This window comes from Streptomyces sp. NPDC050997 (assembly GCF_040660135.1).
Taxonomy (GTDB): domain Bacteria; phylum Actinomycetota; class Actinomycetes; order Streptomycetales; family Streptomycetaceae; genus Streptomyces.
In genome coordinates this window covers 173738-186370 of sequence record NZ_JBFAGK010000016.1, presented here as the reverse complement: position 1 = coordinate 186370, position 12633 = coordinate 173738, and the positions used below count along the sequence as shown (strand labels likewise).

Sequence of the window (12633 nt, the reverse complement as noted above, 5' to 3'; positions counted from 1 at the left end):
CCCGGCGACGGACCGGCGCCAGGGCCTGACCCCACCCGCTCCTCGGACCGCCCTGGCGATGTCGCACCACGGTCCGGAAGACCAGCGCTCCCCGCACCACAGCCGCGCGGCAGTACGCGCGGGACGCACTGCCGCGACCCCGTACAGCCGCGCCGTCCCTTCTGGAGTCCCCTTGAACCCGAGCAGCTCGACCGCCTCCACCGGCTCCACCGGCTCGGCCGACCCGTCGGACACGACGGGGGCACCGGCCAGGCACCCGCGCGCCTTCGAACCGATCACGCTGCTCATCACGATCGTGGTGTCGGTCCTCGGTGCCCTGATCGGCATCGTGCTGATCACCTCGCTCGGTGTGTCCCCGAACACAGCGGTCATCGGTGCGCTGATAGCGATGCTGATCGGCCGGATACCGGTGGGCATGATGAAGCGGATGCGCTCCCAGCACCGGCAGAACCTGGTGCAGTCCGCGGTCTCCGGTTCCACGTTCGCCGCGGCCAACTCCCTGCTCACGCCCATCGCGGTGCCCTTCGCCCTGGGCCGTACGGACCTGGTGTGGCCCATGCTGGGCGGCGCCGCCATCGGGCTGGCGGTCGACAGCTGGGTGCTGTTCCGGGTGTTCGACTCCTCGCTGCTGCCCGCCACCAACTCCTGGCCCGCGGGCGTCGCGGCGGCTGAAACGATCAAGGCGGGGGACAGCGGCGGGCGCAAGGCCGCGGTGCTCGGCGCCAGTGCGCTGGTCGGCCTGGTCGGCGCGTTGCTGAAGCTGCCCACCAGCGCGGCGGGTGTCGGCTTCCTGGGCAACATCTGGGCGCTGTTGATGTTCGGCATCGGGCTGACCGTCGCCCAGTACGCCCCTGACGTCCTGCACGTCGACCTCGCCGCCGAGCATGTGCCGCACGGCCTGATGATCGGCGCGGGGCTCGTCGCCCTCGTACAGGCACTGCTGCTGATGAGGAACCGTAGGAGCGGTGGCAAGGACCGCTCGGTCGGCGCGGACCCGGTGGCCGGCGACGGACCGACGGACGACGCTCAGGGGCTTACGGTCGGGACCCCGCAGCTCCGCCGCGGCCTGCTGGAAGGCATGGTGCTCTTCCTGTGCGGCGCCGTCGTGGTCGCGATCGCGGGCGGTGTGGCCGGCGGGATGTCCGTGCCCGGCCTGATCGGCTGGGTGGTGCTGGCCGGCGCTGCCGGCCTCGTGCACCAGCTCATCGTGGGCCTGGCGGCGATGCACTCCGGATGGTTCCCGGCCTTCGCCGTCACCCTGATCATTCTCATCGTCGGTCTGGTCCTGGACATCCCGACCGTGCCGCTCGCTCTCCTGGTGGGCTACACCGCCTCCACCGGTCCCGCGTTCGCCGACCTCGGTTACGACTTCAAGGCGGGCTGGCTGCTGCGCCGAGGCGCCGTGCCGTGGAAGGTGTTCGAGCTGGACGGCCGGCGCCAGCAGTATCTGGCCCAGCTCGTCGGCTTCGCCGTGGCTCTCGTGGTGGTGGCCGTCGCCTGGAAGTCGTTCTTCTCCGACGGCCGCGTTCCGCCGGTCTCCGAGGTGTACGTCACGACCATCAAGACCGGCCTCGACCCGGGCACCATGCAGACCATGCTGCTCTGGGCCATCCCCGGCGCGCTGGTGCAGTTCCTCGGCGGATCGTCCCGGCAGATGGGCGTCCTGCTGGCCACGGGACTCCTCGTGGCCACCCCCAACGCCGGCTGGATGGTGCTCGCCGCGCTGGTCATCCGGCAGGGGTACACGGTGTGGCGCCGTCGGGGTCTGACCGATCCCGAGGCGCGCGAGCAGTCCGACGAGCAGGCCGAGAACGATCTGTCACTGGTCGGCGCCGGGCTGGTCGCGGGCAGTTCGCTGAACGACGTGGGGCAACTGACGAAGGCCCTGTAGGCAGGTCCCACCCGCCGGAGCCGCCGACCGCTCACGGCATTCATCCCGTACGGCGGTCACGCGACCGTTGTCACGCGCGGACATCACCAGCCCACCGGCTCACCGGCTCACCGGCTCACCACTCACGCGAAGGAACGGTCATGAACGTCGCCGACAGCGGAAGCCTTCCGAACACACCGGCTCTCGGCCTTGTCACCATCGGTCAGGCCCCGCGTACCGATCTGCGCCCGGACGCCGAACCGCTGCTGCCAGGCCTACGCCTGGTCGAACACGGCGCGCTCGACGACGACCGCTTCGACGGCGACGCGGAGGCCGGGACCCGCCGGATGCTGGCCCCCGAGCCCGGCGAGGCGCCCCTGGTCTCCCGGCTGCGTGACGGAGGCTCCGTGTTGCTCGGGCACGCCGCGCTGGTCCCGAGGATGGAGGAGGCGGTGGCCCGCGCGGAGCGGGACGGAGCCGCCGCGACGCTCGTCCTGTGCACGGGCCGCTTCCCCGCCGTCGCGTCCACCCGGCCGCTGCTGTTCGCCGAGCCGCTGGTGCAACGGGCTGTCGCGGCCCTTGTCGGGACCGACCCGGTGGGGATCGTCTGCCCGCACCCCGACCAGGCCGAGGACGTGGCCCGCCGCTGGTCGGACGTACTACCCGGTGCGGTACGGGCCGCCGGGGCCAACCCGTACGCGGCACGGGAACGCGCTCTCGCCGAGGTCGCCGAGGCCGCGCGTGCGCTCGCCGCCGACGGCTGTTCCTGGCTCGTCCTGGACTGCATCGGCTACACCGAGGAGATGCGGCGCACGGCGGCGCGAGCGGCGGCCCGCCCCGTACTGCTGGCGCGGGCGGTGGCAGTGCGGATGGCCGCAGAGGCGGTAGCCGCCTTCGGCTGACAGCGACGCCGGCCCGGACCTCCTGGGCCGTCGCCACGCTTTCCACCGGCCGCCGTAGCCCTGGCCGTGGCCACCGCGCTTGCCGGGACCGTCGTAGTCGCACCAGCTTGAGGAGTGACAGAGTATGCAGCCCACGCCGTCGTCCGCGTCAGGGCCGTCGCCCATGCCGGCCGTGCCGACCGTCGGCATCATCCGGGTCCTCACCAGCGATGACCCGACGGCGATCGCGGAACACGGCCGCCTCCTCGAACGCCACTACGGCTTCCCGACCTTCTCCCGGTGCATCCCCGGGCAGCCGTACGGCATCCACGACCAGGAATCCGAGCGCTGTGCCGAGCCGAAGATCGTGGCCCTGGCCCGCGAGATGGCCGCCGAGGGCGCCGACACCATCATCATCAGCTGCGCCGCGGACCCGGCCCTCGAACGGACCCGGGAGGCCGTGGACGTACCGGTGCTCGGTGCCGGTGCGGCGGCGGCCGCGGTGTCACTCGGCCTCGGTACCCGCATCGGGGTACTTGGCATCACCGACGAGGCGCCGCCCGGAGTACGCGCGGTTCTCGGTGACCGCTTCACCGGTGCCGTGCGCCCGCGTGAGGTGCGCCGTACGACCGACCTCCGCGCGCCCCACGGTGCCCCGGCGGTCCTGGAGGCGGCGGCCCGCCTGGTCGAGTCGGGAGCGGACACCCTGCTGCTGGCCTGTACCGGCCTGACCACGATCGGCATCCGCCCCCGGCTCGAAGACCTCTTGGCGGTCCCCGTGGTCGACGCGGTGCTCGCCGCGGGCCTGATGGCCTCGTACACCCGGACCCGCTGAGCGGCCGACGCGGCGGGTGCCGCCTTCCCCCGTGGTCATCCCTCTCCCCGCTTGCCTCAGCCCTGCTGATCTTCGACTACGGGTTAGACGCCGATGGGCCGAGTTCGAGGCCGGTTCCGGCCGAGGAATGCGGTAAGGAGGACGGGGTGTCTCTGGATGTAGCGCAGGGCCGCACCGGCCGCTTCGTCCCTCTCGGTACTACTGCCTGAGCTCGCCCCTTCTGGCCGTGGAAGATCTTCCGGGCGAGGTAGTGGCGGGACTCCTGCCGGTTGAGCTGGGTGTTGATGCGCCGGGCAGGTGGTGCAGACGCCGGTCCAGCACCTCAGGACGTCCTGGAGGGCGTCGAGGACTTGGTAGAGGGTGAGCCCGGTCCGGGCGCTTTTGGGGCCAGGCGCTGTTCGGTGAGGAAGGCGTGGGCTGCGGTCACGAGAGTGACGTGCTGGTGCCAGCCGGGCCAGGAGCGTCCCTCGAAGTGGTCCAGACCCAGGCCGTGCTTGAGTTCGCGGGTAGTGCCACCCAGGTCGAGAGCCGACTGGGCACGGACACGATCTACTACCACCACCCCACGCACAGTTTCGTCCTCGTCCAGTACAAGCGCTTGGAAACCCGGCACGAGGAATACCGGGTGAACAAGCAGCTCCTGGACCAGATGGACCGCTTGGAACAGGTTTCACAGCTCAGTTCAAAACCCGCCCGCTCCCACGAGTGGCGCCTCTCCCCGGACGCGTGCTTCCTGAAGTTCGCACACTGGCGAACGGGGCAGCTTCCAGCACCGAGCTGGCGTGCCGGTCGGAGGGGCTCGGGCGACGCTCCATGAAGTTGGTCATGCAGGTTGCGGGCGGAATTCCGCGGTCTTGGTCGATTGTCCTTCGCAGTTGACCGCGGTAGTGGCGGCGACGGCCGCCGTGTAGGCCACGCGGTGGCATGCCACGCCGCCGGGTCTGCACGAGTCGTCACTCCCTCGTACGGTGAGGACGTTTCGCAGTCGGCCAACGAGACTTCCCTCGGACGGAGTTACGGCATTTTCAGCGCACGAGGCTGAAGGGAGGGGACGGCCACCGTGTGTGGGCCGTCGTCACGACGGCGGTTCGGCCTGGGGCCGGGCGGCCTGGAGGTCGCTGATCCTGTCCGGCCGGCCGAGCAGGATCAGCGGCAGGTGTAGGCGAAGGAGGCGGACGCCGTGTGCCGGCTGGGGGACTCGATGACCAGCCGCGCTGTCGCCTTGCTGGTGCCCTTGCCGTGGAAGGTCCACTGCAGGCGGAGGCGCGTCTCGTCCTGCCCCCTGCCCAGCCGCTCTTCGCGCGGGCCCGAGGAAGTGCCGTCACTGCGGTTCCACTCGTAGGTGAACGCGCCGGCCGCCCCATTGGTTTTCACCACCGCTACCACCTCGGCTGTTCCGTCGCATCCGAGGACACTGCTCGTCTGCGCCGTCACCTGGGCGATCCGCAGATCCGCCGTCTGCCGTTGCCAGAGCAACCAGGCCAGCACGATGGCCAGGACGGCCGCCGCCAGGCGGTATCTGCCTAGCCAGTGCAGTCGACCGCGGGGCTCCTGCCGGCCCTTGCGCTTCGGCGTGCCGCGCCAGACGTCGACGGCGGTGTCCGTCAGCCCCAGGGGCGGGACGCCCGGTCCGAAATGCAGGACATCGGACTCGGGCGCGGGCTCGGCACTGGTCCAGTGGGCGTCGAGGACGGTCGGAACGTAGGTGGCGTCGTCGACGTCCCTGATGGTCGGCTGCACATCCGGGTCCTGCAAGGTCGGCCCCAGATCCGGATCCGTCAACTCCCACGGCACCACCGGGCGCTCGCCGCGGTCCATCATCCTCGCCCTCCGTTCGGCTCGCTCTCACAGACCCCGGTAGGCCGACATCAGCCGGGCTCGCCCTCCACCCCTTCCGGAACCCCTTGCCGCGGGGTCACAGCTGACGTCGAAGCCGAACCGGTGCCGCCGCCGACGGCGGAGTTGCCGGAGTCGGTGCTGTTCTGGCTGGTGGTGCTGAGTGACAAGGTGCTGGAGCTGAGGCCTGAAATCTCATGCGAACCGGCACCGGTGCTGGTGTCACCGCCCGAGCTCACGCCCTTGCCGGACCCGGTGCCGCCCGATGACCCGGGTTCACCGTCGCCGGTCCCCGCGTCCGAGTGGCCGTCCCTCGCACCCCGGTCCGTGTTCCCTCCGGTGCCCGTGCTCCCCTGGTCGGATCCGGCATCGCCTGTGGTCCCGGTGTGGGAGTCCATGCCCCCATCACCGCCGACATGATCGGTGCCGGTGTTGTCCGTCCCGCCGTTCCCCTCGCCGGTGTTCCCGTCGTCGTGGGAGTCCGTTTCGCTGTGGTCGGTGTCGTCCTCCGTGCCGGTGTTCTCGTGCGTGTGGTCGGCGTCGGCCTGGGTATCGGTGTCCTCGTGGCCGTGGGCCTCGGTGTCGCCGTTGCCGGTCCCGTCCTCCGTGCCGGTGTCCCCGTCGGTGATCGTCCCGGTGTCGCCGTGCCCACTGCCCTTCTCCTCGTCGGAGCCGGTATCACCCGTGTGGGTCCGGGAGTCCGTGCCGCTGTCCCCCGCCACACCACCGGAACCCGAGTCGGAACGGGTGCCGCCATCGGCGGGCGCGATGCCGGCGCCGCCGTCTCCGTGGCCACTGCTGCCCTGAGCTCCAGATGTGCCAGATGTGTCGGAGTCCGAAACCGACCCGGACGTGTGGCCGTGCTCGGTGCCCCGCGTCTCCTTCGCCGAGCCGGTGTCCTTCCGTGCGTCGAGCCTGGTGACGGATTGGGTGTGAGCAGCGGTGTGCGCTTCGGCCCCGCCCGCCCAGCCGCTGGTCGTCAGGCTCAGCAGCCCCGCCACCGCCACGGCGGCCGCGCCGGTGAGCACATCGCCCCGCCTGCGCAGCCGACTGCGGCGCCGTGCGGTCAGCACGGTGTGGGCCAGTTCGGCCGAGGAGCCCACCAGACGAGCGTCCAGGCGTGAGATCGCCAGCGGCACCAGGGCCGCCGCCACCGCGGCCAGCCGGCTCTGGCCGCGTTCCTCCCAGTCGGATCCGTACGCGTTCTCGGCCACCCACTCCAGATCCCGCAGGAAGTCGAAAGCGCTCGGGGGCCGGAGCGCCGGATCCTTGGCCATGCCGTGCCGGATCAGCCCGCGTACCTCTTCCGGCACCCGGTCCATCGGCACCGGCTCCTCGACGTGCTGGCGCTGGAAGTCCCATGTTGCCGGCCCCTCGAACGGACGCACGCCGGTCAGGCACTCGTAGAGTGTGGCGGTCGCCGCGTACACATCGCCGGCCGGGGTAGCGGCCTCCATTTTCCACTGCTCCGGGGGCATGTACGAAGGGGTGCCGCGCCTGTCGTGGCGGTCGCCGGTGCGCGCGGAAATTCCGAAGTCCACCAGCTTGGTCCGACCGTCCCAGTTCACCAGCACGTTTTCGGGCTTGTAGTCGCGGTGCACCACGCCGACGCCGTGCGCGGCGGCCAGCCCGAGCAAGGACCCTTTCAGCACGATGAGTGCGGCCTCGGGGTGTGTGGGCCCCTTCTTCAGCAGCGCGCGGAGTGCGGCGCCGTAAACCAATTCCATGACGATGGCCGCGCCCTGCTCGGCTTCGACGTACTCGTAGAGCCGCGTCACATGAGGCGATGTCAGACCACTGAGAAGCCGGGCCTCGGTTCGCAAGGCAGTGCGAAATTCCGTCTTCGAACACAGTTCCTCATTGAGGTACTTGATCGCGACGTTCCGGCCGGTCGCGGTATGGCGGGCGATCATTACCCGACCGCCACCACCTTTGCCCAGTTTCTTCAAATCGATATAGCCGGGGACGGTCCATGAATCGTCATCCCATTCGACGTTCCACCCGTCGCGATCGGTCGCTCCTGCCACACTTCCCCCTGGCGTTCAGTCGTACTGAGACTCCCCGAATGAGGCACCCGATGGGAATTCTTCCAGCGGGAAGAGATCCAATACCGCGAGAAATTTCACAGTTCTGCAACCGTTATCGCTGACGTTAATTCAAGCAACAGAGACAAGAGTGGTCGTTTGTGCAGCGGAGCGGAACTGTGTGGTGGTTGCGAGCCGGTTTTTCCACGCACGCACGAACACTGCCGTGGCCGACGGGCTGGTCGGCCGGTGGTGCCGCCGGTCGGAGGGACGGGCGACTGCGCATCGAACGGGCGCAGGCGACCGTCACTGGCCGCGCCAGATGTCCTCGAAGGCCGTGCCCTCGGTCTCCCGGCGCTGACGAACGGCGGCCAGCTCCGTGACGGCGTCGCTGAATCCGCGCCAGTGGTCCACCACGCGGCTGCCGACCGCTGAGACAGTGTGCCCTCTCGTCCGGTCGCCGCTGTACTGGCGGCCATCAGACGAGCGTCGTCTGAGCGTCAAGACGACCTGCCGCTGTGCGGGCCTGGATCGAGGAGACGCATCCGTCGTCCCAGTACCGCCCCAAAAACGGCAGGTCAGTGGCGCTCACAAGTACCTGCCGTGGTTCACGTCGTGCCCTGCGGAAGGCTGGCGGTCCGCCGACGGCTCACCGTGAGCGCGGAGGCCGAATGAACGAGCGGCTCACGACGGCTCGCTCGCTCCGAGGCGGCGGGCGATCGCCCTTGCCCCGTCGAGGACCAACTCGACGTAGTGATCCTTTTCCGTGTCACTCCACCGCGGGGTGGGCACCGAGATGCTCATGGCCGCCACACAGTTGCCGAGGCGGTCGTAGACCGGGGCTGCGACACAGGCCGCGTGGTCATTGGACTCGCAGTACTCCTCGGTCCAGCCTCGCTCGCGGGCCGCTTCGACCTCGGCCAGCAGTCCCTTCCGTGTGGAGATGCTGTTCGATGTCATCTGCTGCAACGCCTTGTCGTTCGGAAACAGCTCATCGAGTTCCTGGGCCGAAAGCGCGCTCAGCAGCGCCTTTCCTCCCGCGGTGCAGGACGCGGGCAGTCGGCTTCCCACCTGCGACACCAACCGGACCGAGTACTTGCTGTCGATGCGCACGATGAACACGGCGAATCTGCCGTCCCGTACGACCACCTGCACCGTTTCGCCGCATGCCCGCGCCACCTCGACGGCACACTCACGGCCCACGGTAGCGAGGTCGAGTCCGCGCTCGTAGCCGGCGCCGAGGCGCAGGGCGCTGAGCCCTATCGCGACCCGTCCGGACTCCTTGGAGACCGTCACATAGCCCCGATCGGCCAGTGTGTTGACGAGTTCGTGCGTGGTGGCACGGGGCAGGCCGAGGTGCTGGGTGATCTCCGGGACCCGCAGCCCCTCATCCTGGTCGACGAGCAGTTCCAGGATGTCCAGGCCCCGGCGAAGGGCCGGAGCGGTAAGACGCGTCACGATGACCTCCCAGCACACTTACCAACAGACGACGTCCAAAATATCAGACATCCTGTGCGGGGGTACATCTCCCATCCGATGGTCAGGTGACGTCGAGGGCGATTCTGCCCAGCTCGCCGAGGTCGGCGACCAGCCGGTCGCCGGCGCTGATCGCCGTCGGGGCGCACAGGGTGCCGCTCAGAACGATGTCCCCGGCTTCCAGTCGCCTTCCGCTGCGCAGCAGGTGTCCGGCCAGCCATGCGACCGCCTCGGCGGGGTCGCCCATCACGGCGGTTGCGCTCCCCGGCACCGTTCGAGAGCCGGTCGACAGTGTGGCGGTGATCTTCGACAGATCCGCCGACACCGGTGAAGTGACCGGGGGCCCCAGCACCGCGCGGGCGGCATTGGTGTTGTCGGCGACCAGCATGGGGAGCGTCCGCGCGCCGCCGCGCCACCTGCTGTCGACGATCTCGAAGGCCGGGGCGACCGCGGCGGTGGCGTCGCGCACGTCCTGCGCGGTCACCAGCGGGCCGGGCAGCGCCTCGCTCAGGGTGAATGCGATCTCCACCTCCACCTTCGGGTCGAACAGCCCAGCCGTGACAAGGGGCTCGCCCTCCTCGAGCAGCCTGCCGGCGAGCAGGTGGCCGGCGGCGGGCTCGACCGCACCGAACGTGTCTCGTGCGGGCTGTGACGTGAGGCCGACCTTGTAGCCGATCACCCGCTCACCGGCCGCGACCGCCAGGTCGTGGGTCGCGCCCTGGACGGCATAGGCCATCTCGAGGTCGTCGAGCCGATCGGCCACGGCGGAGTCGACCGCGGCGGAGTCCACTGCGGTGTAGTCCACTGCGGTGGCTCCACCGCCGGCCTGCCGGAGTCGTCGGCCCAGTTCTGCGATCAGGTCCTTGTTCATCAATCTCCCCTATAACCGGGCCTGTTGGTGAGCCGCTCCGCACTCACGGCTTATGACCGGGGACGATCACCGCACGGCCGGTGGCCCCCTCCGCGAGCGCCGCGTAGGCCTCGTTGATCGCCGACAGCTCGTACTGTTCACCGAGCAGCTTGTCGAGTGGCAGACGGCCGGTCTTGAACAGTTCGATGAGCTTGGGGATGTCGACCGGTGTGTTGGCCGAGCCGTAGAGACTGCCGATCAGCCGCTTCTCCTGCTGCACCAAGGGGTTGATGGGCACAGACGCGGTGGCGCCCACCTTGCCGAGGCCGACGGCGACGGCGGTCCCGCCGGTGCCCACGACCTCGATCGCCTGGGCGAGTGTCTGAGGCGTGCCCACCGCGTCCAGCGACCAGGCCATCGGTCGTGGCGAGATCCTGGTGAGTTCATCGGCGAGGCGGTGCGTGCGCGCGTTGACCGTGTGGGTGGCGCCCAGCTCGAGCGCCTTCTCCAGCTTGGCGTCCACCGTGTCGACCGCGACGATCGGATCGGCGCCGACGAGGCGCAGTCCCATCATCGCGCTCAGCCCGACGCCTCCGGCGCCGATGACCACGACACCCTCTCCGGTGGCGTCCTTCATGACGTTCAGCGCCGCACCGACCCCGGTCACCACGGCGCATCCGGAGATCGCCGCGATCTCCGGCGGAACGGACGGGTCGATCGCGAGGACCGACCGTTCGGAGACGACGCACTTCTCGGCGAAGCAGGAGACCCCCATGAGGTGGTGGATCTTCTCGCCGTTCAGGTTCAGGCGCTGCGTCCCGTCGAGCAGGCCGCCGGAGGCCGCCTGCACCCGGCCCAGCGCGCACAGCGCGGGGCGGCCGGTCGTGCAGAACTCGCAGTCGCCACACCGCGGGCGCCACAAAGTGATGACGGTGTCGCCGGGGCGGACCCGGGTCACCCCCTCCCCGACCTGCTCGACGATGCCCGCCCCTTCGTGCCCGAGCACCGCGGGCAGGCGGACGTCGAGGTCGCCGTTCATGTAGTGCAGATCGCTGTGGCACACACCGGCAGCGAGCACGCGGAGGGTGACCTCGCCCGGTCCGGGGTCGTCGAGCCCGACGTCCTCGACGGTCAACGGCACACCAGGCCGATGCAGTACTGCTGCCTTCATGGAGTCACGCCTCACTGTGTACGAAACTTCAGACGCCGTCTTACGGGTTGAGTATGTGAGTCCGTCTCGGCGGCCGTCAAGGACGTTGACGAGGACACCGACGCATGCCACCGTGTCTTGAGAATGGGATTACGTCTCATATTTAAGACATCAGCAAGGAGCATGCTTGATGACCGCTGCGACGACAGCACAGGCGCTGGCGCGGAAACTCGACGCCGCCACCGGCGCGTTCGAGCAATGGAGCCGCCTACAGCCGGCCGACCGCGCCCCATTTCTCGAGGCCGTCGCGTCCGCACTCGAGGAGGCCGCGCCGAAGCTGGTGGTGATCGCGGACGAGGAGACCTCCCTCGGCGAGACCCGGCTGCGTAACGAGATGGTCCGCACGGTGTTCCAGCTGCGGCTCTTCGCCCAGGTGGTGACGCGGGGCGAGTACCTCGGGGCGACGATCGACCGTGCCGACCCCGCGTGGCCGATGGGCCCGCGGCCCGATCTGCGCCGGGTGCTCGAACCGCTCGGCCCGGTCGTCGTCTTCGCCGCGAGCAACTTCCCGTTCGCGTTCAGCGTGGCGGGCGGGGACACGGCCTCGGCGCTGGCGGCGGGCTGCCCGGTCGTCGTCAAGGCCCACTCCGGCCACCCCAGGCTCTCGGCCGCCACGGCGGAGGTGGTGCACCACGCACTGCGGTCCGCCGGCGCCCCCGAGGGGCTCTTCGACGTGGTCTTCGGGACGGAGGCCGGACGGGCCGCCATCGTGGACCCGCGGGTGAGGGCCGGCGCGTTCACCGGATCGACCGAGGCGGGCCGGGCACTCTTCGACCTCGCGGGCGGCCGCCCGGAGCCCATCCCGTTCTTCGGTGAACTCGGCAGCGTCAACCCGGTTTTCGTGACGAAGGCCGCCGCCGAGCGGCGCGGGCCCGCGATCGTCTCGGAGTTCATCGGCTCGTTCACACTCGGTGCCGGACAGTTCTGCACCAAGCCCGGCATCCTGCTGGTCCCGGCGTCGGCCAAGCTGGTGGACCAGCTTCCCGGCGCGGTTCCGGACACGCCGCTGACGTTGCTCAACGATCGCATCCGGACCTCCTACGCGAGTGCCGTACGGGAGTTGCGCGACACGGCCGGGGTGCGCGTCCTGGTGAGTGGCGACCACGCCGCCACGGATCCGTCGCCGACGGTGCTGTGCACGACCTCGGCCGAACTGCTCGGTGACCCGGAGGCGCTCATCCGGGAGGTGTTCGGGCCGACCGCGCTGGTCGTCGAGTACGCGGAGGAGAGCGAACTGCTCGACGTGGCCAAGGTCATCGACGGGCAGCTGACCGCGGCCGTCCAGGGCGAGGACGACGACACCATCGCGGCGGAGTTGATCAGGCTGCTTGCCGCCAAGGCCGGACGTGTGCTGTGGAACCAGTGGCCCACAGGCGTGTCGGTCACCTATGCGCAGCAGCACGGCGGCCCCTACCCGGCCACCACGGCACCGGCCACGACCTCGGTGGGGACCGAGGCCATCTCCCGGTTCCTGCGGCCGGTCGCCTATCAGGGCGTACCGCAGCACCTGTTGCCACCGGCACTGCGCGACGCCAACCCGCTGGGGATTCCGCAGCGGGCCTCCTGAGACCGGGCGAGAGGGCCCGCCTCCCCCGGCGGGCCCTCTCCAGCTCCCGGACCGCTCACGGCGTACGGGAGCTCACGGCGTACG

General features: G+C 70.1%; 11 protein-coding genes and 1 pseudogene. 5 read left to right on the top strand and 7 right to left on the bottom strand.

Going from position 1 to position 12633, the window contains the following annotated elements; translation table 11 throughout:
* Window positions 1-286 precede the first annotated feature (286 nt).
* From AB0H86_RS30965 to AB0H86_RS30955, 3 genes are all read left to right on the top strand, one after another.
* A complete protein-coding gene (locus AB0H86_RS30965; protein WP_362446151.1) occupies window positions 287-1891 on the top strand; it encodes an OPT family oligopeptide transporter in 1605 nt (534 codons plus the stop codon).
* Between the two features lie 140 nt (window positions 1892-2031).
* Window positions 2032-2772: an AroM family protein gene (locus tag AB0H86_RS30960; RefSeq protein ID WP_362446046.1), complete on the top strand. Its 741-nt coding sequence runs from the start codon at window positions 2032-2034 to the stop codon at window positions 2770-2772.
* A 124-nt stretch (window positions 2773-2896) separates the two neighbouring features.
* Window positions 2897-3586: an aspartate/glutamate racemase family protein gene (locus AB0H86_RS30955; RefSeq protein WP_362446043.1), complete on the top strand. Its 690-nt coding sequence runs from the start codon at window positions 2897-2899 to the stop codon at window positions 3584-3586.
* A gap of 76 nt (window positions 3587-3662) precedes the next feature.
* Here AB0H86_RS30955 and AB0H86_RS30950 read toward each other — a convergent pair whose 3' ends face one another.
* Both AB0H86_RS30950 and AB0H86_RS30945 read right to left on the bottom strand, forming a co-directional pair.
* Window positions 3663-3872: a hypothetical protein gene (locus AB0H86_RS30950; protein WP_362446148.1), complete on the bottom strand. Its 210-nt coding sequence runs from the start codon at window positions 3870-3872 to the stop codon at window positions 3663-3665.
* Between the two features lie 36 nt (window positions 3873-3908).
* Window positions 3909-4091 (bottom strand): annotated as a pseudogene (locus AB0H86_RS30945) (IS701 family transposase); the annotation flags it as partial.
* Between AB0H86_RS30945 and AB0H86_RS30940 the strand changes: the two are divergent.
* Window positions 4059-4403, top strand: a complete 345-nt coding sequence (locus AB0H86_RS30940; RefSeq protein ID WP_362446159.1) for a hypothetical protein — start codon at window positions 4059-4061, stop codon at window positions 4401-4403. The pseudogene AB0H86_RS30945 and the gene AB0H86_RS30940 sit on opposite strands and share 33 nt — an antisense overlap.
* Window positions 4404-4732: 329 nt before the next feature.
* Here AB0H86_RS30940 and AB0H86_RS30935 read toward each other — a convergent pair whose 3' ends face one another.
* From AB0H86_RS30935 to AB0H86_RS30915, 5 genes are all read right to left on the bottom strand, one after another.
* Window positions 4733-5407 (bottom strand): hypothetical protein, encoded by a 675-nt coding sequence (locus AB0H86_RS30935; RefSeq protein WP_362446040.1) that lies wholly within the window; start codon window positions 5405-5407, stop codon window positions 4733-4735.
* A 47-nt stretch (window positions 5408-5454) separates the two neighbouring features.
* The gene (locus AB0H86_RS30930; protein WP_362446037.1) at window positions 5455-7449 is read right to left on the bottom strand and encodes a protein kinase; all 1995 of its coding nucleotides are present in this window, start codon (window positions 7447-7449) and stop codon (window positions 5455-5457) included.
* Between the two features lie 681 nt (window positions 7450-8130).
* Complete coding sequence (locus tag AB0H86_RS30925; RefSeq protein WP_362446034.1) at window positions 8131-8904, bottom strand: IclR family transcriptional regulator; 774 nt, start codon at window positions 8902-8904, stop codon at window positions 8131-8133.
* A gap of 82 nt (window positions 8905-8986) precedes the next feature.
* On the bottom strand, window positions 8987-9793 hold the full coding sequence (locus AB0H86_RS30920; RefSeq protein WP_362446031.1) for a fumarylacetoacetate hydrolase family protein: 807 nt from the start codon (window positions 9791-9793) through the stop codon (window positions 8987-8989).
* A gap of 43 nt (window positions 9794-9836) precedes the next feature.
* Window positions 9837-10943, bottom strand: coding sequence for an alcohol dehydrogenase catalytic domain-containing protein (locus AB0H86_RS30915; RefSeq protein ID WP_362446028.1), 1107 nt, complete (start codon window positions 10941-10943; stop codon window positions 9837-9839).
* 169 nt (window positions 10944-11112) lie between these two features.
* On the opposite strand from AB0H86_RS30915, the gene AB0H86_RS30910 reads away from it, so the two are divergent.
* Window positions 11113-12549, top strand: coding sequence for an aldehyde dehydrogenase (NADP(+)) (locus AB0H86_RS30910; RefSeq protein ID WP_362446025.1), 1437 nt, complete (start codon window positions 11113-11115; stop codon window positions 12547-12549).
* Window positions 12550-12633: the final 84 nt, after the last annotated feature.